The organism is Ralstonia sp. R-29, from assembly GCF_049913345.1.
GTDB lineage: Bacteria > Pseudomonadota > Gammaproteobacteria > Burkholderiales > Burkholderiaceae > Ralstonia.
Map to the genome: position 1 here is coordinate 2,390,504 of NZ_CP184377.1, position 20,949 is coordinate 2,411,452.

A 20,949-nucleotide genomic window follows, 5' to 3' on the forward strand; every position below is an offset into this window, starting at 1 on the left:
CCTGCCGGTTTCCTATTTCGCTGACCGCCGCTTCGCAATCGCCTCCGCCGTCATCTGCGGCGTGGCGGGGTCGCCAAACTGCCGCGTCACGTAGTTGGTGAGCGCGGCGAGTTGCGCATCGGAGAGCTGCCGCCCAAATGCCGGCATGCCGATGTGCTTGTCGCCGGCCTTGCGCTCGATACCAAACAGAATCACCTGCACGAGGTTGGTCGAATCCCGCGCGCCAACGGCAGAGTTGTGCAGCAGTGGCGGGTAGTAGCCATCCGGCGTACCGCGGCCATCCGCCTGGTGGCACGTCGCGCAGTTGCCGAGGTACAGGCGCGCGGCATCGATGGTGGTTTCGATCGGCTTGCCGCGCAGCGCGGTGACATCGGTGGCGGGCTTGCCCCAGTCCTGGCGCGCACGTTCGAGGTTATTGCTCACCGCAGGCACGGTACGCAGGTATTCGGCGATGGAGGCGACATCCTGCATCGTCATGCGCGAAAAGCTGTGCTGGATCGCTTCGCCCATTGGCCCTGCGGCTTGTGCCACGCCCGGCACGCTGCCTGTGCGCAGATATTGCACGAGCTGTTCGGGCTTCCAGGCGCCGATACCGCTGGTCGGGTCAGACGTGATGTTGAACGCCGTCCAACCCGCCAACGTGGAGCCGGCCAAGTAGCCCTTGCCGCGCTCGTCCAGCGCCTTCTCCTGCATGGCGAAACCGCGTGGCGTGTGGCACGTGCCGCAGTGGGCGAGGCCCTGCGTCAGATACGCGCCGCGATTCCACGTCGGTGACTTGTCGGCCTTGGGCACATACGGTTCAGTCTTGAGGAAGATCAGGTTCCACAGCTTGAGCGGCCAGCGCATGTTCAACGGCCAGCGGATGGTGCTCTTCGGCCGACGGTGTTCGACCGCTGTTACGCCGTTGCGGAAGTACGCATACAAGTCGCGCATGTCCGCATCGTTGATCTTCACGTACGACGGATACGGCATGGCCGGATACAGGTTGTCGCCGTCATCGTCCACGCCCTTGCGGACGGCGCGCTCGAATTCTTCGTAGGTCCATTTGCCGATGCCGGTCTTCTCATCGGGCGTGATGTTGCTGCTGTAGATGGTGCCCAGCATCGGGATCTGCATCGGCAACCCTCCCGCGAATGGTTTGCCGCCCGGCGCGGTGTGGCACGCTGCGCAATCCGCGGCAATGGCGAGGTATTCGCCCCGCTTGATCTGCGCGGCGTCGGCCGGTGTGTCCTTGGCCCACGCGTTGCCCACCAGCCCCGTGAGCAACAGCAACGAAAAGGAGGCGACTGCTTTCATCTCACGCCTCCTTCTTCAGTTGGTCAGCAATGCGCAGCGCGAGCGCCGCGATGGTCAGCGTCACGTTGACGGTGCCCACTGTCGGCATGGTCGAGCTGCTGCTGATAAACAGGTTCGGATGGTCGAACGTGCGGCAGTCTTTGTCGACCACGGAATCCTTTGGGTCCGCACCCATGATGGTGGCGCCGGTGATGTGGTTGTTGGGCGCGAAATCGTCGTGAAACTCGACATTGGTGCCGCCCAGCACCTGGGCCGCCGTGGCATACACCTCACGCGTGTGGACCGCGCTGCGTTTGACGTAATCGTCGATGTGATACGTGATCTCCGGGCGCGGAATGCCGATGGCATCCACCTCCGTCGCGCTCGGCACGATGCGGTTTTCTGGCAGCGGCAGGATCTCGTGAAAGCTGTCGAACTGCACGTAGCGCGCGGCTTGGTCACGGATGCGCGCATCCAGCTCCGCCGGCTTGATCAGCTTGCCTTCCTTGAAGATGCGCGCGGTCTCCTGCTCGATGCGTGAGATGTTCGACAGGTGCAGCTTCTTGCCCGCCTGTGTGGCGCGGAACAGCCCATCGCGAAAACCGATCAACGAGGTCATCTCCTGCGGCCCGCGCCCCGGCCACAGCTTGCGGTCGGCATAGAAACTCACACCGGTGCCGGGGTGGTCCATCAGGTTGCGGCCAACCATGTCCGAGCTGTTGCCCACGCCCTTGGGGAAATCCTGGCTGGTCGACATCAGCATCAGCTTGGGCGTTTCGATGCCGTTGGCGGCCAGCACAAACCACTTGCCTTCCACGCGGTGCTCGGCGCCTTTCGCGTCCTTGTAGCGTGCCGCCACGATGCGCTTGTTGGGGCCGACTTCGAGCTTGAAGACCACGGCGTTTTCGATCAACCGCGCGCCGGCCTGCTCCGCTTTCTCGACGTGAAAGATGCCGTTGTACATCGCGCCGATCGGGCAGATCGGCATGCAGTTGTTGTTACCGCAGCAGGTGGGGCGGCCGTCGTACGGGCGGCTGTTGCGGGCCACCGGTTCCGTCACCACGTGGAAGCTCGCGTCGTGCGCGTTGAGCGCTTCCTTGATCGTGCGCTCGTTGAAGGAGAGCGGCAGCGGCGCCATCGGATACGGCTGGCTGCGCGGTGAGCCCAATTCCTCGTCGTTCGGCCCCCATACGCCGAGCGCCTCTTCGGCCAGGCCGTAGTAGCGCTCAATGTCCTGGTACTGAATCGGCCAATCCCGCGCGATGCCGTACACGCTGCGCAGCTTGAAATCGTTCGGCAGAAAGCGCCAGGTGGAGGCCGCCCAGTGCCACGTCGTGCCGCCCACCGCGCGGATGTATTGCGAGTTGAACTTGTGCTCGCCCTTCAGGATCAGGTAATCGTTGGGCGGGCCGTACTCCGGATGCGGCGCCCAAGACGTGGACGGATACGGCGCCATGAAGTCCATCTTGTCGGCCTGGTTGCGGAAGCGCTCGACAATCTCCCAGCGCGGCAGGCGCGGCCCGGCTTCGAGCATCAGCACCGACTTGCCGGCGCGGGCCAGCTCGTACGCCACGAGTGCCCCGGCCACGCCGGAGCCCACCACCACGATATCCGCCTGTTGGGCGGCTTGTTGGGTATCAGGCATCAGGCTTGCCTCTCGACAGGTGGCGCAGCCCAGAAGCCCGGCTGGTTGGGGCAATACGTGCGGATGACCAGCGTGTCGGACACCACGCCGTACATCAGCGCCTGCTCGTACGTGACAACGTTGCCGTCGACCACGCCCATGTACCACGCTTCCAGAATCTGCAGCGCCGTCTTCTGCTGCGCATCCGACAACGCGCCCGCCGACAGTGCCTGCGCCAGCGGCCTCAATTGCGCGGCAAAGTCCGCACTTGATTTGCCCAGCGCCGCCAACAGCCGCGTGCCGACAGCGCGATCCAGCGCAGGCCGCGCCGTCAGCGCCTGTGACAACGCCATGAACGCATCCAGCGATTCACCGGGCGCCTGGGCCACCGCGTGCAGCACCTGCGAGCCCACCAGCCCGGCCGCAGCCAACGCCAGCGTGCCCTGCAGCCACTGGCGGCGCGTCAGGCCGGCCGGGGTGTCGGGGGTGTCAGGAGAATGGGAATGGGGGGCCATTTCGACATCCTGTTGAAACTTCTGCGGGGGGAATCGGGCTACCGTCTGGGCCGCCGTCTGCCGTGCGGCCCTTGACTAGCCAATATAGGCGGCACGCAACGGAGCGCCAGAACCGCAGCCGAAGCGCGAAACGTGCCAGCCCCTTGCGTGCGCGCAAAGGGCGGCGGGCCGTGTTTGTCTATACTCGGCCCGTTCGCATGTTGCTCCCTTGCCGCATATGACTTCCATTGCCGATATCCGCACCGAATACGCCCGCGCCTCGCTCGACATTGCCGACGTGGACGCCAACCCCTTGCGCCAGTTCCGCCGCTGGTTTGACGAAGCCCTGAAGGCCGAGGTGGCGGAGGTCAATGCCATGTCGCTGGCTACGGTCGATGCGCACGGCCAGCCATCCGTCCGCATCGTCCTGCTCAAGAATCTGGACGAGCGCGGCTTCACCTTCTTCACCAACTACGCCAGCCACAAGGGCGAAGAGCTCGCCGCCAACCCGCGCGCTGCGCTGCTGTTCCACTGGATCGGGCTGGAGCGGCAAGTGCGCGTTCAGGGCATCGTCGAAAAGGTGAGCGAGGCGGAAAGCGACGCCTACTACCACTCGCGCCCGCTCGGCTCGCGCCTGGGCGCGTGGGCCTCGGAACAAAGCAGCGAAGTGCCGGACCGCGCCACGCTGGAAGCCCGCGAGGCCGAATACAAGCAGCGTTTCGGCGACGCCCCGCCCCGCCCGCCGCACTGGGGCGGCTACCGGCTGCTGCCCGAGCGGCTGGAATTCTGGCAAGGCCGCCCGTCGCGGCTGCACGATCGGCTGGAATATCGCAAACAGGCCGATGGCACCTGGCAGATCGTCCGCCTCGCGCCCTGACACCCACCCGAACGGCTGAGCGCAACGCGTTATTGCGCATTGCGGCATGCCCGGCATGGCGCTTGCTGCCAGCGGACTGACGCGGCCAGCGCCTGTAAGACCCGCACAGCACAATGGGAAAGTTTGTCGTAAGCTAATGTGATCCGTTCGGGCGGCAATCCGATGGCCGCCCCGAAACCGTGCACATCCGGGAGGCGTCGACATGTTTTTCCAACAGGCGATTGACCGCAAGCTCGAACAGTGGATTCACGACATCCGCGAGTCCGCAAACCTCCCGATACGCCTGCGGTTATGGAATGGTGACCAGTACGAGCTGGGCCGTTTCGACCAGCCGCGCGTCACCCTCACGGTGCGTGAAGCCAGCGCCCTGCCGCTGCTGCTCTCCCCCACACTCAACAACCTTGGCGAAGCGTACGTCCAGGAAAAGATCGACCTGGAAGGCAAGCTGGCCGACATCATCAGCGTGAGCTACGGGCTGGCTTCTGCGGCGGCCGCCAAGAGCGGCAATGCGCTGGCCCGCGTGGTACGCCACTTCTCCCACACCAAGGAAGGCGACAAGGAGTCAATCCAGTACCACTACGACGTCTCCAACGATTTCTACAAGCTGTGGCTGGACCAGAACATGGTCTACTCGTGCGCCTACTTCGAAAGCGGCAACGAGACACTCGACGAGGCGCAGCTCAAGAAGATCGACCACATCCTCACCAAGATCCGCCTGCAACCCGGACAGACGCTGCTCGACATCGGGTGCGGCTGGGGTGCGCTAGTGCTGCGTGCCGCGCAGAAGTATGGCGCGCGCTGCCTGGGCGTGACGCTGTCGCAAAACCAGTACGACCTGGCACGTGAACGCGTCAAGGCGGCCGGCCTGGAAGACCAGATCGAAATCCGCATCCAGGATTACCGCGACCTCAGCGGCCAGTTCGACCGCATCACCAGCGTCGGCATGTTCGAACACGTCGGGCGCAAGAACCTGCCGGGCTATTTCCGCCGCATGCATGATCTACTCGCCGATGACGGTGTCGCCATGAACCACGGCATCACCTCTTCCGACCCGGCCGGGGGTGAAACGGCCTTGGGCGGCGGCGATTTCATTGATCGCTACGTCTTCCCGCAGGGCGAGCTGCCGCACATCTCGCTGGCGCTCTCAGCCGCGCAGCAAGGCGGCCTGGAGGCGCTTGACGTTGAAAGCCTGCGCCGCCACTATGCGCGCACGCTCGAGCACTGGGCCGAGCGGTTCGAAGCCAACGGCGAGACCATCCGCAACATGGTCGGCGAGAAGAAGTATCGCATCTGGCGCGTCTACCTGGCCGGTTGTGCGCACGCCTTCGATGCCGACGAGATCTCGATCTTCCAGACCGTGCTGCAAAAGGCTGGCAAGTCGGCGACATCGATTCCGTGGTCGCGCCGCTATATCTACGATTGATTGCTTGACCACCACACCACCCATCGACGATCTGTTCGGCACGCCGCCCGCGCTCAATGACACGGCGGCAGCCGAACCGACGGACTCAGCGGCCAAACCTGCCGCCAAACCCAAGCGTTCCCCTGCGCGACAAGGCGTGCAGCCGGCCACGGTCGCGCCCGAGGTGACAGCGCTTGCGCAGCGTCTGCTGCGCGGGGCGCCTGGATTGCGCATTGGCACATCGTCGTGGTCGTATCCCGGCTGGGATGGGCTGGTGTATGCGGGCGAGTATTCCGATTCCATGCTCGCGCGCAAAGGGTTGGCGGCCTATGCCCAGCATCCGCTGCTGCGCACGGTCAGCATTGATCGTGGCTTCTATTCGCCGATTCCGCTGGCCGATTACGTGGCCTACGCGGCCAGCGTGCCGGAAGACTTCCGCTTTGCCATCAAGGCAACGTCCGCCGTGTGCGATGCCTGGATCCGTGAGTCGGATGGCCGCGGCCGCATGGCCAACCCCGCCTTCTTGAACGCCGAATTTGCCATCCGCGATTTTGTCGACCCGGCCACGCGCGGGCTGGGCGTGCGGTGCGGGCCGCTGGTGTTTCAGCTCTCACCGCTCGGCGCGCTGGCGGAGGATGCCACTGGCTTTGTGGAGCGGCTTGAAGCCTTCCTGACCGCGTTGCCGCCGCTTGATCCGCAATTGAATCCCGATGCCGTGTATGCAGTGGAACTGCGGGATGCGGCGCTGCTCACACCACGCTTCATCAAGATGCTGCGCGCAGCCGGCGTGCGCTATTGCGTGGGATTGCATGAGCGGATGCCCGCAGCGGATCGGCAAGCTGCTGCCGTTGCGCTGCTGGATGAGGGCGCGGGCGGCCCGCTAGTGGTGCGATGGAACCTGAACAGCCGCTATCGCTACGCGCAAGCCGAAGCGGCGTACAAGCCGTTCAACAAGCTCGTCGATGAAGACCCGTTCTCGCGCGACACGCTGGCCGACATGGCCGTGGCCGCGCTCGCTGCCGGGCGCAAGGTGACGATCCTGGTCAGCAACAAGGCGGAAGGATCGTCCCCGCTGTCGTGCATTAAGCTGGCCGAGGCCATTGCCGCGCGCCTGCCGGCCGACGCAGCGTAGCCTCGATTTCCGCCCTCAGCCCTGCAAGCGGTGCGCGAACTGCTTGCGGAACTTCGCCACCTTGGGCGAAATGACGAACGCGCAATAGCCCTGCGCCGGGTGATCGCGGAAGTAGTTCTGGTGCTCATCCTCAGCGCGCCAGAACGTCACCTTGCCGTCCGCGGCGTCCACCAGCTCGGTCACGATGGGCGCTTCGAAGACGTCGCTGCCGCCGAGTTCGTCGATGGCCGTGCGGGCCGTCGCCAATTGCTCGGGCGTTTGCGCAAAGATGGCGGACCGGTATTGCGGGCCGACATCGTTGCCCTGGCGGTTTGGCGTCGTCGGATCGTGAATGGCGAAAAAGATGTCGAGAATCTCGCGATACGAAATCACCGCCGGGTCAAACTGCACGGCCACCACTTCAGCGTGGCCCGTATCGCCGTTGCAGACAGCACGGTAGCTGGGGTGATCGACGTGGCCGCCGGCATAGCCAGACACGACGCTGCGCACGCCCTGCACCTGCTGGAACACGGCCTCCAGGCACCAGAAGCAGCCTCCGCCCAGGACGGCGGTCTCGAGAGCACGTTGTTCAGTCATTCTGTTTCTCCTGCTGGGTTGGATGGGATGCCATTGGTCGGCCAAGGGCGCTTATCCTGACACAGGCGTGGGCATGCGCGCGGCCATGTGTGCACGGCATCACGCAAAACCCTACCTCCGCGCGGCTATCGGGCGTCCGTTACAATTGGGGCATTACTTTCGGTCGTTTGCATGGATCAACACGGAGCCATTCCCATGGATGCGCGCGACAGCGAATCTTCTGCGCGCAAGCCGTCGGCACATCGACGTCAACAGAGCAGCGCCACCCCGCCTGATTTTGACGCTGCGCATTTCCGGCACGCGCTGTCTCAGTTTGCCACCGGCGTGACCGTGGTCACCACGCGCGCGGAAGGTGGTCATGGCAAGCCGGCGTTCGTCGGCGTGACGGCCAGCTCGTTCAATTCGGTGTCGTTGGACCCACCCCTGGTGCTCTGGAGCCTCGGCACGCAGGCGAACTCGTTTCCGCTGTTCCACAGCGGCTCGCACTACGTCATCAACATCCTGTCCGCTGATCAGTTGGATTTGTGCAAGCGCTTCGCCACGCTCAAGGGCGACCGCTTTGCCAACGTCGATTACGCGCTCAGCCCGACGGGCCTGCCGATCCTCGCGCAGTCGCTGGCGTGGTTCGAGTGCCATAACCGCAGCCGCTACGACGAAGGCGACCACGTCATCTTCGTGGGCGAGGTGGAGCGCTGCGGCGTGGTCGATCCGGACGGCGCACCGCTGCTATTCCATCGCGGCGCATTTTCGTCACTCAAGGCGATCGACTAGCTTGTCCCCTTCGGGCGCTTCGCGGCGCCTGCTCCGCCTTTCCCTCCCTCCAACGGCCGCACACCGCGCGATTCCATCAGCAGCGCCAGCCCGCCTTCGCGGTCCTTGATCGTGCGCAGGACGATGTTCGAGCGGATGTCCATCACGCCCGGCGTCTTGTACAGCCGCTCGATGATGAACTCCGAGTAGTGCTGCAGCGTGGGCGCCTGCACGCGCAGGATGTAGTTGCAATCCCCGGTGATGATGTAGGCGGCCACGATCTCGGGCCAACTCTGCACGGCGGCCATGAAGGTCTCGTGCCAACCAGTCACGTCCTGCCGCATCGACACCTGCACGATCGCCTCCAGCTCCAGCCCCAGCGCTGCCCGGCCCAGTTGCGCCCGGTAACCGGTGATGGCGCCGCCCTCTTCCAGCATCCGCACGCGCCGCAGGCAAGCCGACGGTGACAGCGCCACACGCTCGGCCAGGTCCTGGTTGCTAATGCGGCCGTCCTCCTGCAAGACCTGGAGAATGCGCAGATCGGTGGTATCGAGTTGCATCTATCGTGGTTCTTTGCGTGATTTTTTTAATACGTTGAATTTTATGCGAATCCAACGAAACTGCACGCACGAATATGCAAACCCATTGCGCGTGGATTTCCCTATCATTTCGGCACGGATTCACGCTTTTTCACCCGCGTTTTCTGCCTCGGAGCCGCCTTGGAACGCACTTTGTGGGACATCAGCCCCGCCCTTTCCGCCGCCACGCCCACCTGGCCCGGCGACACGCCCTTTTCGCAGGAAATTGCGTGGAAGCTCGAAGGTGACTGCCCGGTCAACGTCGGGCGCATCACGCTGTCGCCGCACACGGGCGCGCATGCCGATGCGCCGCTGCACTATCACGCGGACGGCGCTGCCATCGGGCAAGTGCCGCTGGATGCCTACCTTGGCCCCTGCCGCGTCATCCATTGCGTGGGCGTCACCCGCGTCGAGCCGGAACACGTGCGTGATGCGCTCGCTGACACGCCGCCCCGCGTGCTGCTGCGCACGTACGCACAGATGCCGCAGACCGCGTGGGACGACCACTTCGCCGCCGTCGCGCCTGAAACCATCGAATTGCTGGCCTCGCACGGCGTCAAGCTGATCGGCGTCGACACTGCCTCGCTCGACCCGCAGACCTCCAAGACCATGGACGCGCATCACGCCGTCGGCAAACACGGCCTCGCCATCCTCGAAGGGCTGGTGCTCGACGCCGTGCCGGCCGGTGACTACGAACTGATCGCCCTACCGCTGAAGTTCGCCACGCTCGATGCGAGCCCCGTGCGCGCCGTGCTACGCAGTCTGCCCTGATCCACAGAACACCCACGCATTCATCGCCCCACACTCACCATGACCTTGACCCGCAACTCCTGTCTCGAACGTGACGCGGCTGACCCGATCGCCCCGCTGCGTGACGCCTTTGCGCTGCCCGACGGCGTGATCTACCTGGACGGCAATTCGCTCGGCGCCCGCCCCAAAGCTGCGCTGGCTCGCGCGCAGGAAGTGGTCGCCAATGAATGGGGCGACGGCCTGATCCGCAGTTGGAATTCGGCCGGCTGGTTTGAACTACCGCGCCGCCTGGGCAACAAGCTTGCCCCGCTGATCGGCGCACGCGAGGACGAAGTGGTCGTTACCGACACTACGTCGATCAACCTGTTCAAGGTGCTGGCTGCTGCGATCCGCGTGCAGCGTGAAGACGCGCCGAATCGCAAGATCATCGTCTCGGAAACACACAACTTTCCGACCGACCTGTACATCGCCGAAGGCCTGGCCGACTTGCTGCGTGACGGCTACAAGCTGCGCCTGATCGATTCGCCCGACGAACTGGACGGCGCGCTGGGTGACGACGTTGCCGTGACGATGCTCACGCACGTGAACTACAAGAGCGGGCACATGTACGACATGGCCGCCGTCTCGGCGCTGGCGCACAAGCATGGCGCGCTGGCGATCTGGGACCTGGCGCACTCGGCTGGCGCCGTGCCGGTGGATTTGCACGCAGGCGGCGCCGATTACGCCATCGGCTGCACATACAAGTACCTGAACGGTGGCCCCGGCTCGCCGGCCTTCGTGTGGGTAACGCCAGCTCTGCGTGAGCGCTTCTGGCAGCCCCTGTCAGGCTGGTGGGGCCACGCACGGCCGTTCGCGATGGAATCGCGCTACGACGCTGGCGCGGGCATCGGCCGTTTTCTTTGCGGCACGCAGCCGATCACATCGATGGCGATGGTCGAATGCGGGCTCGACATCTTTGCGCAGACCTCGATGACCGAACTGCGCGCCAAGTCGCTCGCGCTGACCAATCTTTTCATCACGCTGGTGGAAACGCGCTGCGCGGGCTTCCCGCTCACGCTGGCCACGCCGCGTGACCACGCGGTGCGCGGCAGCCACGTCAGCTACGAACACCCGAACGGTTATGCCGTGGTGCAGGCACTGATCGCGCGCGGCGTGATCGGTGACTACCGCGAGCCAAAGATCATGCGCTTCGGCTTCACGCCGCTGTACACAAGCTTTGCCGATGTGTGGGATGCCGTGGAAATCCTGCGCGACGTGCTGGAAACCGGCGCGTGGCAATCGGCCCAATTCAACGAACGTACGCTGGTGACCTGAGATGTCGAATCCGAATCAACCCGCAGCATCCGGCTGCCCCATGCACGGCAACCAAGGCGAAGGCTGGCACGACGCGCAGCTCGATTTCTCGAAGTCGATGAGCTATGGGGACTACCTCGCGCTCGACCAGATCCTGAACGCACAGCACCCGCGTTCGCCGGATCACAACGAGATGCTGTTCATCGTGCAGCACCAGACCACCGAGCTGTGGATGAAGCTGATGTTGCATGAGCTGCGTGCCGCGCGTGACTGCGTGCGCAACGACAACCTGCCGCCGGCGTTCAAGATGCTGGCGCGCGTGTCGCGCATCATGGATCAGCTTGTACAGGCGTGGAACGTGCTCGCCACGATGACGCCGCCAGAGTACTCGGCCATGCGGCCGCACCTGGGGCAGTCGTCGGGCTTTCAGTCGTATCAGTACCGCGAGATTGAGTTCATTCTCGGCAACAAGAACGCGGCGATGTTGAAGCCGCATGCGCATCGGCCTGAGCATTACGAGCAGGTCAAAACGGCGCTGGAAACACCGTCGCTGTATGACGAAGCCGTGCGCTACATGGCGCGGCATGGCTTTGCGTTTGATGCGGATTGCGTGGAACGGGATTGGTCGCGGCCGGTGACTTACAACGCATCAGTGGAAGCGGCTTGGTTGGAGGTCTATCGCGACCCTACGCACCACTGGGAGTTGTATGAGCTGGCTGAGAAGTTTGTTGATCTGGAAGATGCGTTCCGGCAATGGCGGTTCCGGCATGTGACTACGGTGGAGCGGGTGATTGGCTTTAAGCGCGGGACCGGCGGCACTGAAGGTGTGGGCTATCTGCGGAAGATGTTGGATGTGGTGCTGTTTCCGGAGCTTTGGAAGTTGCGGACTGACTTGTGATTGGGGTTGGTGGACCATCCCTCGTTTCATCCCCTGCCGGGGCTGACTCACTTTCTTTGTCTTGCCAAAGAAAGTAAGCAAAGAAAGGCGCGCCCGAGATGGCGACCCATTCCTTGAATTTATGTCGCAGAGAGGGAGTGCAGGCAACTCGCTTCGCTCAGACACGCCTGCACTCCCTCTCTGCAACAGAAATTCAAGGCGCCATCTAGGGCATCAACGGCCAAACCGTCGCGGTGCCCGTGCTGTCGTTGGAGCGATCTCCGCTAGATCGCTCGGGGCCTACATGGCTGGCTCGACCACCTTGCCGAGCCGCGCCGCAAACTCGCGCAGCGCGGGCGCCAGTTCGTCTCGGATGCGCTCGACATCGGCCACCGCGTACGGCGCGCTGCAGCTCACCACATACGGTTCACGCTGACTCGGCACGAGGAACGCGACGGCACACGCATGGATGGCCGGATGCCAGTCGCGCAGCGATACGGCATAGCCGTCGCGCACGCCGGCTTTCACGGCATCGTCTGCTGCCGCACCTTCCGTAGCCCATTGCGCGGGCTGTTGCGTGCGCAGTGCCTCGTAGAGGCGCTCCCGCTTTGCAGGGGATAAGGAGGCCAGATACGCCCGCCCCATCGAACTCGACAGCAACGACAACCGCGAGCCCACGCCCAAACCCGACGAGCCGCTCATCGACGGGCTGTCGTGGCGAATCGTCTCCAAATAGACCATGTCCAGCCGGTCGCGCTTGCCCAGCGAGATCGACACGCCGTACTTCTGCGCAAACGCGCTCATGTGCGGGCGCGCGAGCTGGATGACGTCGCTCGAGGCGAGGTACGCGAAGCCGAGCGCCAGCACGCCGGCGTCGAGCCCGTATTTGCCGAGCGCCTCGTCGTAACGCAGGTAGCTGAGGGAGACGAGCGTGCCCGCCAATCGGCTGACCGTGGCTTTGGGAAAGCCCGTGCGGCGCACGAATTCCTGGTTGCCGAGCAGCGTGTCACCGGGGCGGAAGGCGCGTAGCAGTTCCAGCCCGCGTGCGAGTGCCGTGACGAAGTTCGGGTCGCTCGACTCAGCGGGCGAGGCGTCGAACTCGGGGTCGGGGAGACGTGTCGTGCTCATCGTGAAAAACGGCTGGAAATCATCGGCGATTGGGCTATCATAGCTCTAAATTTCGAAACTGTGTTCCGTATATCGGAACAAAAAAGACTCGGAGACGACTGCTGTGACTGCTCGCAATGCCTTCAACTGGGCCGACCCGCTGCTGCTCGACCAACAACTGACCGACGACGAGCGCATGGTGCGCGACGCCGCCGCGTCGTACTGCCAGGACAAGCTGCTGCCACGCGTGCTGGAGTCGTTCCGGCATGAGAAGACCGATGCGTCGATCTTCCGTGAGATGGGCGAACTGGGCCTGCTGGGCCCGACGATTCCTGAGCAGTACGGCGGCCCAGGCCTGAACTACGTCAGCTACGGCCTGATCGCGCGTGAAGTGGAACGTGTGGATTCGGGCTACCGCTCGATGATGAGCGTGCAGTCGTCGCTGGTGATGGTGCCGATCTACGAATTCGGCAGCGAAGCGCAGAAGCAGAAGTACTTGCCCAAGCTGGCCACCGGCGAGTGGATCGGCTGCTTCGGCCTGACCGAGCCAAACCACGGCTCCGACCCGGCCTCGATGATCACGCGTGCCAAGAAGGTCGACGGCGGCTACTCGCTGTCGGGCTCGAAGATGTGGATCACCAACTCGCCCATCGCCGATGTGTTTGTCGTGTGGGCCAAGCTGCCAAACGACAACGGCGAAGACGAGATCCGCGGCTTCATACTGGAGAAGGGCTGGAAGGGCCTGAGCGCGCCGGCCATCCACGGCAAGGTCGGCCTGCGCACCTCGATTACCGGCGAAATCGTGCTGGACGAAGTGTTCGTGCCGGAAGAGAACCTGATGCCCGGCGTGCGTGGCCTGAAGGGGCCGTTCACGTGCCTGAACTCGGCGCGCTATGGCATCGCGTGGGGTGCGCTGGGTGCGGCGGAAGACTGCTGGCACCGCGCGCGCCAGTACGTGCTGGACCGTAAGCAGTTCGGCCGCCCACTCGCTGCCAACCAGCTCATCCAGAAGAAGCTGGCCGACATGCAGACCGAAATCACGCTCGGCCTGCAAGGCTGCCTGCGCCTGGGGCGCATGAAGGACGAAGGCACGGCCGCCGTGGAAATCACCTCGATCATGAAGCGCAACTCGTGCGGCAAGTCGCTCGACATCGCCCGTGTGGCGCGCGACATGCTTGGCGGCAACGGCATCTCGGATGAATTCGGTGTGATCCGCCACGTGGTCAACCTGGAAGTGGTGAACACGTACGAAGGCACGCACGATATCCACGCGCTGATCCTCGGCCGTGCGCAGACGGGTATTCAGGCGTTCTTCTGATTGCCATCGCGTTTGCACGCGCCCAACAAAAACGCCGCGCAATCTCTGCGCGGCGTTTTTGTTTTTGTGCAGCTGAACGTCAGCGCACGCAGTCGACGAAGTACCCCATCTGGCCATCGACCTCTTCTTCCACCAACCCGTGGATGTCCGTCTCGAAGCCCGGGAACAGCTTGTTGAACTCACGTGCGAACTGCAGGTACTGCACGATCGTCTTGTTGAAGCGCTCGCCCGGAATCAGCAGCGGAATGCCCGGCGGGTACGGCGTCAGCAGGATGGCGGTGATGCGGCCTTCCAGCTCGTCGATCGCCACGCGCTCGGTTTCGCGGTGGGCCATCTTGGCCCACGCGTCCGACGGCTTCATCGCCGGTTCCATGTTAGACAGGTACATCTCGGTCGTCACGCGGGCCACGTCGTTGGCCTGGTAGACGCTGTGGATGCTGTCGCACAGCTCGCGCAGACCGATGCGCTCGTACTGCGGATACTGGCGCACGAACTCCGGCAACACGCGCCACAGCGGCTGGTTGTTGTCGTAGTCGTCCTTGAACTGCTGCAGCTCGGTCACCATCGAGTTCCAGCGGCCCTTTGTGATGCCGATGGTGAACATGATGAAGAATGAGTACAGGCCGGTCTTCTCGACGATGATGCCGTGCTCGGCCAGGTAGCGCGTGACGATGGCAGCCGGGATGCCCGAATCGCTGAACTTGCCGTCCACGTCCAGGCCTGGGGTGATGATGGTGGCCTTGATCGGGTCGAGCAGATTGAAGTCTTCGGCCAGGTTGCCAAAGCCGTGCCAGCGCTCGTTGGCCTTGAGCATCCACGCTTCGCGGTCTTCGATGCCTTCGTCGGACAGGTCGTTCGGGCCCCAGACCTTGAACCACCAGTCATCGCCGCGCCCGTTACCGCCATTCGTGCCGACGTACTCCTGCTCCACCTTGCGCATGGCGCGGCGGAAGTCCAGTGCTTCGGCAATGCTCTCTTCCACCAGCGCGGTACCGCCCGGCGCTTCCATCATCGCGGCGGCCACGTCGCACGAGGCGATGATCGAGTACTGCGGGCTGGTCGACGTGTGCATCAGATACGCCTCGTTGAAGCGGTACGTATCGAGCTTGCGCGTCTCGGAATCCTGCACGAGGATCTGCGAGGCCTGCGACAAGCCGGCCAGCAGCTTGTGCGTGGACTGCGTGGCGAACACCAGTGCGTCCTTGCTGCGCGCGCGGCCGTGGCCGATGGCGTGCATGTTCTCGTAGAACGGGTGGAACGACGCGTGCGGCAGCCACGCTTCGTCAAAGTGCAGCGTGTCGATTTCCGTCGACAGCATGTTCTTGATCATCTCGGCGTTGTACAGCACGCCGTCGTACGTGCCCTGCGTGATGGTCAGGATGCGCGGCTTCTTGTTCTTGGCCTGGCTGGCGAACGGGTGATCGGCGATCTTCTTGGCGATCGTCTCCGGCTCGAACTCGCTCTTCGGGATCGGGCCGATGATGCCGAAGTGGTTGCGCGTCGGCATCAGGAACACGGGAATCGCGCCCGTCATCATGATCGCGTGCAGGATCGACTTGTGGCAGTTGCGGTCCACCACGACGATGTCGCCGGGCGCCACGTTGGCGTGCCACACCATCTTGTTCGACGTGGACGTGCCGTTCGTCACGAAGAACATGTGGTCCGAGCCGAAGATGCGCGCAGCGTTGCGCTCCGACGCAGCCACCGGCCCCGTGTGGTCAAGCAGTTGGCCAAGTTCTTCCACCGCGTTGCAGACGTCAGCGCGCAGCATGTTCTCGCCAAAGAACTGGTGGAACACCTGGCCCACCGGGCTCTTCAGGAACGCCACGCCACCCGAGTGCCCCGGGCAGTGCCACGAATACGAGCTGTCCTGTGCGTAGTCGATCAGCGCCTTGAAGAACGGCGGCGGCAGCGAATCGAGGTAGTTGCGCGCTTCACGAATGATGTGTCGGGCCACGAACTCCGGCGTGTCCTCGAACATGTGGATGAAGCCGTGCAGCTCGCGCAGCACGTCGTTCGGCAGGTGGCGCGAGGTGCGCGTCTCACCGTACAGAAAGATGGGAATGTCGGCGTTGCGGCGGCGCACTTCAGCGACGAAGCTGCGCAGGTTTTCGACCGCTTCCGGTTCCGGCTTGTCGTTGTCCGGGTTGATGAATTCGTCGTCGTCGATCGAGACGATGAAGGTCGACGCGCGGCTCGACTGCTGCGCGAACGAGGTCAGGTCACCATAGCTGGTGAGGCCCGTGACCTCCATGCCCTCTTGCTCGATGGCCTGGGCCAGCGCGCGAATGCCCGACCCGGAGACGTTCTCGGAGCGGAAGTCCTCGTCGATGATGATGACGGGAAAGCGGAATTTCATCGTGGTTCCTTGACAGATGAAATAGAAGACACCGCTCCGGAAACTCGGAAACGGACTACAAAAACTAGGTCTTGGGCAGCGTCACGCCGTGCTGGCCCTGGTACTTGCCGCCACGGTCCTTGTACGAGGTTTCGCACTCCTCGTCGCTCTCGAAGAACAGCACCTGCGCGCAGCCTTCGCCGGCGTAGATCTTGGCGGGCAGCGGCGTGGTGTTGGAGAACTCCAGCGTCACGTAGCCTTCCCACTCGGGCTCGAACGGCGTCACGTTGACGATGATCCCGCAGCGCGCGTACGTGCTCTTGCCCAGACACACGGTCAACACCGTGCGCGGGATGCGGAAGTACTCCATCGTGCGGGCCAGCGCGAACGAGTTCGGCGGGATGATGCACACATCGCCCTTGAAGTCGACAAACGACTTCTCGTCGAAGTTCTTGGGGTCGACGATGGTGCTGTTGATGTTGGTGAAGATCTTGAATTCGTTGGCGCAGCGGATGTCGTAGCCGTAGCTCGACGTGCCGTAGGAGACGATGCGGCGCCCTTCGGATTCGCGCACCTGACCGGGCTCGAACGGCTCGATCATGCCGTGCTGCTCGGCCATGCGGCGGATCCACTTGTCGGATTTGATGCTCATGGAGCGTCCAGATACCTTGGATGAACAAATGGGGGCAGGCTTCGCGGTGCGAAAACTGTCCCCATTTGGTCATGCCGGCCAGGCGGTCGATCTTTGGCCCGGTTTTGGAACGCGGATTGTACTCCCAAACCCGTGACGGAAAACCCATGACGGCGTCGGCCGTTCCCAACGGTTTTCAGGCACCGCCCGTCAGCCCGTTTTACTTGTCGAGGCGCCACGGCACGGCGTAAGGGTCTTGGTAGTAGCGGGCCAGCAGGGGCTCCACTGCCTGAGCATCCAGACCCAACCGTATCCGCCCGCGCTCCGTCGAGTCCAGATCCAGAACGGCTTCCGAGCCAGGCACCGAGTCGCCCTCCGCTTCCGCCACTTCGTGGCGCCGGACGCTCGACCACGGAATGCTGGCAAGTCCCTCAATCAGGACGCCCGCGGAATCCACTCGCACACGCATCGGGGCATCGATCGGCGCGGTGCCGACCCACGCTTGCAGGCGCCGCTGGAGCCTCGGCCCAAAGTACATGCCCAGGTAGCAACCCACGCCCAACAGCGCGATCGCCCTCCAAAGCGCAATACCTGTGTCCACATAACCGCGCCAATGCGCCGACGGGCCGGCAGAGGCGAAGCGTGACAACAAAGTCGCGGACGGCAGCATGCCCAGCAGCGCCAGGCAGAGGCTCAGCCACGGCAGTTGCTGGCGAATCTGCGTCACCTGCGCCACGGTCACCAGCGCGTTCGGCAACGGCGCTTCAGGCGAGCCGGGGGCATTGACGTTTGGTTCGGAGACGTTGCTCCTAGTTATCACTGCGCCGCCACCTTAGGCAGATCACCGCGCGGACCGACCACACCGGTCATCTCTGGCTCGGCGATAAAGCGTTCGCGCCCGGTGTAGAGCAAAAAGTGCCGCCCAGTGCACCGCGCAAACAGACTCAAATTGACGCGCTGGGCCATTTGGTAGCCCATCTGCGTCACGCCCGAGCGCGAGAGCAGAAACGGAATGCCCATCTGCGCGCCCTTGATGACCATCTCGGAGGTCAGGCGGCCGGTGGTGTAGAAGATCTTGTCGCCGCCGCCCATGCCGTCGAGCCACATGCGGCCGGCGATAGCGTCGACGGCGTTATGGCGGCCCACGTCTTCGATGAAGTGCAGCAGCTCGCCTTGCGCATCGAACAGCGCGCAACCGTGTACCGAGCCCGCCTGCTTGTAGATCGATTGCTGCAGGCGGATGGTGTCAACCACGCGGTACAGCGTGGTCTGCGTCATGCGTGCTTCGGGCGGCAAGTGGATGGCATCGATCTCGTCCATCAGCGAGCCAAACACGGTGCCCTGCCCGCAACCGGTGGTCACGGTGCGGCGCGCGGTCTTCTCGTCCAGATCGGCAATGCCCGCGCGCGTGGTGACAGCGGCGGATTCGGTTTCCCAGTCGACCTGGATGGAGGCGATGTCTTCGACGCTGCCGACCAGGCGCTGATTGCGCAAGTAGCCGAGCACCAGGGCTTCGGGTGCGCCGCCCAGCGTCATCAGCGTGACGAGTTCGCGCTTGTCGAGATAGACCGTGAGCGGCCGTTCGCCGGGGATGTAGACGGCGCGCGCGCGGCCCAGCTCGTCGAGGACTTCAACTTCATCGAGCAGGGGAACGGAAGCGTTGGTCAGTTCAGGGCGCAGCGGCATCGATCTCTTCATTCAAACAAAAATGCGCACGGCAAGCGTGCGCATATGCATGTGGCGGGTACCTGCCCTAGCCGTCGGTCGGGGCAGGTACTGCGTGCGGACGATCAGTTCGCCACGATCACGCCACAGGCGACGCGCCCGCCGGAATTGCCGGTGGGCTGGGTGACGTAGTCGTCCTTGCCAGCGTGGACGACGAGCGCATGACCGACCAGGCTGGTGGGCCCAGGCGACAGCGTCACGCCGGAAAGAACGATCGAGCCGACGGCTTTGCCGTTGGCGTCGGATTGCAGCATCGGGATATCGCCAGCGTGGTGCGCACCAGCGCGCGGGTCACCATGCTGTTGGCTGGTCGGATTGAAGTGGCCGCCTGCGCTCATGGCGTCAGCCGAGGAGCAGTCGCCCTTCTCGTGCACGTGGAAACCGAACATGCCGTTGGCGGGCAAGCCGGAAATGTCCACCGCCATGGCAACCCGATTGTCGCCTTGCTGCACGAGCTTCACGCTGCCTTGCACGGTGCTGCCGCTCTTGGGTGCCAGCACGGCCGAAGCCGCCATGGCCCCGTCGCCTGCGCTAGCCGCCTTGGCCGTCGACGTGGTATTCGATGCGCAGCCGGCCATCAGGCCGATCACGGCGAGTCCAATCGCAAGTTGCTTCATGTATCACCTCCAGTCAGGGTTCACTCGGGGAGCGGACGATTGTACTGCCGGATGATGAATGCGCAACATCAGCACCAGCTCAGCCTTTCGCGGCCGGTGCCGGCGCCGCGAACGGGCCTGGATCCACGCACTGCGCACTTGGTTGCGTATGCGCGCCTTTACCGCCCGCTTGGTAGGCGGCCGCAGCCTTGTCCTGCGCTTTGCACAACTGGTATGCGGCCACCTTGTCGCTCCAGGCAGCCTTGGCCTTGGTCAGGTCGGCCTGGGCTTGTTGCTCGGGGGTCGGTGCCGGCAGTTTGGCCATCGCCAGCCCGCTCGTCAGGGTCAATGCGGCAGCAAGCGTCATACCCGCGGCGCGCGTCATCGCAAGTGCATGCATGGTGAGGTTCCTTGAATCCATGACGTCAGGGCTTGGCAGGTTGTTCACTGGGGGTGCGGGGTGCGGGCGGCTGAGAGCGCTGGGCCGGAATCTTGCCGGCCTGGATATCGTCGTACCAGAGTTCGTGGTGCTCCTTGGCCCAGGCCTCATCGACGTAGCCCTCGCGCATGGCGCGGTAGGCGCCTTCCATGCCGATCGTGCCCATGTAGATATGGCCCAGCGCCATGCAGATCATGCCCACCGCCGCAATCGCGTGGATGATCTCAGCCAGTTGCATCGTGCTGCGGTAGTAATCCACGCCTGGAACGATGCGATCCAGCACCCAGCCCGACGCCGACAGGATCAGCCCAAAGAGGACGAGACCGCCCCAGAACCACAGCTTCTCGCCGGCGTTGAACCGGTGGGATGGCGGCTCATGCGCGCCACCCAACAGACCGCCCCCTTTGAGAAGCCATTGCAGGTCGATGGCACGCGGAAGGTTGTCCCGCACCCACATCACAAACGCCACGATGATGCTGACCGTGAACAGCGGCCCGACGAGGTTGTGCAGATTCTTCAGCACATACGTCAGCCAGCCGAACAACTGATGACCCATCAGCGGTAGCAGAAAATGCTTGCCCCACAGCATGGCGATGCCCGACACGCCCAGCGTGACGAACGAGATCGCCATGGTCCAGTGCACGTAGCGCTCGGTGGGGGTGAAGCGTTCGATCTTGCGGCCGGTGGGCGCCTCCTTCAGGCGGATCGGGCCCTTCCACAGGAAGAAGCCGAGGATGGCCAGCGGCACGAGCACCACCAGCCAGCCGCCCCACACGGTAATGACGCCGTTGCGGAACAGACGCCATTTCTGGCCGGTGCGCTGGATCAGCACGCCGGCTTCCAGACCGGGGATGCTGGCGTAATGGGCTTGGTCGGAATTGACCTCGCGCCAGACGGGCGCGTTGTTGCCCGGTTGCCCGACGCGGCGCGCCTTCTGGTCCTGCGCCTCCTTGGCGAGGTCGCGCTTCTGCACGTCAAACACATTCTCCGAGACGATGTTGGAGAACGGCTGCGCCGGCTGCACAGCCGGATTGACGGGCTGCGCCTTGGTGGCTGGTGCGCTGGCCGGCTGCTGCGCGCTGGCGAGCATGGCCGCGCCACCAAGCAGCGCCGCCATCACAACGTGTTTCCAGGAAGCGCTCATGGACGAACCTCCGCTCGTACGTG

At 64.0% G+C, this 20,949-nt stretch carries 21 protein-coding genes; 8 read left to right on the plus strand and 13 right to left on the minus strand.

Translation table 11 applies throughout. The annotated features are described in order from the left end of the window. Positions 1-12: 12 nt before the first annotated feature. From ACN9M1_RS11260 to ACN9M1_RS11270, 3 genes are read right to left on the minus strand one after another with little or no spacing between them, the layout of a single operon-like run. Positions 13-1,296, minus strand: coding sequence for a cytochrome c (locus ACN9M1_RS11260; protein ID WP_426394400.1), 1,284 nt, complete (start codon positions 1,294-1,296; stop codon positions 13-15). Position 1,297: 1 nt separating this feature from the next. Further along, the gene (locus tag ACN9M1_RS11265; protein ID WP_426394402.1) at positions 1,298-2,920 is read right to left on the minus strand and encodes a GMC family oxidoreductase; all 1,623 of its coding nucleotides are present in this window, start codon (positions 2,918-2,920) and stop codon (positions 1,298-1,300) included. After that, positions 2,920-3,414, minus strand: a complete 495-nt coding sequence (locus tag ACN9M1_RS11270; protein ID WP_426394404.1) for a sugar dehydrogenase complex small subunit — start codon at positions 3,412-3,414, stop codon at positions 2,920-2,922. Before ACN9M1_RS11270 ends, ACN9M1_RS11265 begins: the two co-directional genes overlap by 1 nt. 217 nt (positions 3,415-3,631) lie before the next feature. On the opposite strand from ACN9M1_RS11270, the gene pdxH reads away from it, so the two are divergent. The 3 genes from pdxH to ACN9M1_RS11285 all read left to right on the plus strand — a co-directional run bounded on the left by pdxH (position 3,632) and on the right by ACN9M1_RS11285 (position 6,804). Next, on the plus strand, positions 3,632-4,270 hold the full coding sequence (gene pdxH / locus ACN9M1_RS11275; RefSeq protein WP_426394406.1) for a pyridoxamine 5'-phosphate oxidase: 639 nt from the start codon (positions 3,632-3,634) through the stop codon (positions 4,268-4,270). A 202-nt stretch (positions 4,271-4,472) separates the two neighbouring features. After that, positions 4,473-5,693, plus strand: coding sequence for a class I SAM-dependent methyltransferase (locus tag ACN9M1_RS11280; protein WP_426394408.1), 1,221 nt, complete (start codon positions 4,473-4,475; stop codon positions 5,691-5,693). A 4-nt stretch (positions 5,694-5,697) separates the two neighbouring features. Continuing rightward, a complete protein-coding gene (locus tag ACN9M1_RS11285; RefSeq protein WP_426394409.1) occupies positions 5,698-6,804 on the plus strand; it encodes a DUF72 domain-containing protein in 1,107 nt (368 codons plus the stop codon). A gap of 15 nt (positions 6,805-6,819) precedes the next feature. Here the strand turns inward: ACN9M1_RS11285 and msrA are convergent, their stop codons facing one another. Next, complete coding sequence (gene msrA, locus ACN9M1_RS11290) at positions 6,820-7,380, minus strand: peptide-methionine (S)-S-oxide reductase MsrA (protein ID WP_426394411.1); 561 nt, start codon at positions 7,378-7,380, stop codon at positions 6,820-6,822. A 195-nt stretch (positions 7,381-7,575) separates the two neighbouring features. Between msrA and ACN9M1_RS11295 the strand changes: the two genes are divergently transcribed. Further along, positions 7,576-8,151 carry a flavin reductase family protein gene (locus tag ACN9M1_RS11295; protein WP_426394413.1) on the plus strand — a complete coding sequence of 192 codons (576 nt, stop codon included), beginning with the start codon at positions 7,576-7,578 and terminating at the stop codon, positions 8,149-8,151. Here ACN9M1_RS11295 and ACN9M1_RS11300 read toward each other — a convergent pair. Continuing rightward, the gene (locus tag ACN9M1_RS11300) at positions 8,148-8,690 is read right to left on the minus strand and encodes an Lrp/AsnC family transcriptional regulator (RefSeq protein WP_426394414.1); all 543 of its coding nucleotides are present in this window, start codon (positions 8,688-8,690) and stop codon (positions 8,148-8,150) included. The genes ACN9M1_RS11295 and ACN9M1_RS11300 overlap by 4 nt on opposite strands. A gap of 159 nt (positions 8,691-8,849) precedes the next feature. Between ACN9M1_RS11300 and kynB the strand changes: the two genes are divergently transcribed. From kynB to kynA, 3 genes are read left to right on the plus strand one after another with little or no spacing between them, the layout of a single operon-like run. Further along, a complete protein-coding gene (kynB, locus tag ACN9M1_RS11305) occupies positions 8,850-9,479 on the plus strand; it encodes an arylformamidase (protein WP_426394416.1) in 630 nt (209 codons plus the stop codon). 39 nt (positions 9,480-9,518) lie between these two features. Then, positions 9,519-10,772, plus strand: a complete 1,254-nt coding sequence (gene kynU / locus ACN9M1_RS11310; protein ID WP_426394418.1) for a kynureninase — start codon at positions 9,519-9,521, stop codon at positions 10,770-10,772. Between the two features lie 40 nt (positions 10,773-10,812). Next, entirely contained in the window at positions 10,813-11,649 is an 837-nt protein-coding gene (kynA, locus tag ACN9M1_RS11315) for a tryptophan 2,3-dioxygenase (protein WP_426398853.1), read from the plus strand. A gap of 279 nt (positions 11,650-11,928) precedes the next feature. On the opposite strand, the gene ACN9M1_RS11320 is transcribed toward kynA, so the two are convergent. Continuing rightward, positions 11,929-12,756 (minus strand): IclR family transcriptional regulator, encoded by an 828-nt coding sequence (locus tag ACN9M1_RS11320; protein WP_426394419.1) that lies wholly within the window; start codon positions 12,754-12,756, stop codon positions 11,929-11,931. Positions 12,757-12,859: 103 nt separating this feature from the next. Between ACN9M1_RS11320 and ACN9M1_RS11325 the strand changes: the two genes are divergently transcribed. Next, positions 12,860-14,053, plus strand: coding sequence for an acyl-CoA dehydrogenase (locus ACN9M1_RS11325; RefSeq protein ID WP_426394421.1), 1,194 nt, complete (start codon positions 12,860-12,862; stop codon positions 14,051-14,053). 79 nt (positions 14,054-14,132) lie between these two features. Here the strand turns inward: ACN9M1_RS11325 and ACN9M1_RS11330 are convergent, their stop codons facing one another. The 7 genes from ACN9M1_RS11330 to ACN9M1_RS11360 form a co-directional block, all read right to left on the minus strand. Further along, positions 14,133-16,412, minus strand: a complete 2,280-nt coding sequence (locus tag ACN9M1_RS11330) for an Orn/Lys/Arg decarboxylase N-terminal domain-containing protein (protein WP_426394422.1) — start codon at positions 16,410-16,412, stop codon at positions 14,133-14,135. A gap of 64 nt (positions 16,413-16,476) precedes the next feature. Beyond that, positions 16,477-17,043, minus strand: coding sequence for a dCTP deaminase (gene dcd, locus ACN9M1_RS11335; RefSeq protein ID WP_426394424.1), 567 nt, complete (start codon positions 17,041-17,043; stop codon positions 16,477-16,479). Between the two features lie 199 nt (positions 17,044-17,242). Next, a complete protein-coding gene (locus tag ACN9M1_RS11340; protein WP_426394426.1) occupies positions 17,243-17,842 on the minus strand; it encodes a hypothetical protein in 600 nt (199 codons plus the stop codon). Then, positions 17,839-18,708 carry a formate dehydrogenase accessory sulfurtransferase FdhD gene (locus tag ACN9M1_RS11345; protein WP_426394427.1) on the minus strand — a complete coding sequence of 290 codons (870 nt, stop codon included), beginning with the start codon at positions 18,706-18,708 and terminating at the stop codon, positions 17,839-17,841. Before ACN9M1_RS11345 ends, ACN9M1_RS11340 begins: the two co-directional genes overlap by 4 nt. 104 nt (positions 18,709-18,812) lie before the next feature. Then, entirely contained in the window at positions 18,813-19,364 is a 552-nt protein-coding gene (locus ACN9M1_RS11350) for a superoxide dismutase family protein (RefSeq protein WP_426394429.1), read from the minus strand. Positions 19,365-19,443: 79 nt separating this feature from the next. Continuing rightward, positions 19,444-19,743, minus strand: coding sequence for a hypothetical protein (locus ACN9M1_RS11355; RefSeq protein WP_426394431.1), 300 nt, complete (start codon positions 19,741-19,743; stop codon positions 19,444-19,446). Positions 19,744-19,768: 25 nt separating this feature from the next. Further along, positions 19,769-20,926: a formate dehydrogenase subunit gamma gene (locus ACN9M1_RS11360; RefSeq protein WP_426394432.1), complete on the minus strand. Its 1,158-nt coding sequence runs from the start codon at positions 20,924-20,926 to the stop codon at positions 19,769-19,771. Positions 20,927-20,949 lie beyond the last annotated feature (23 nt).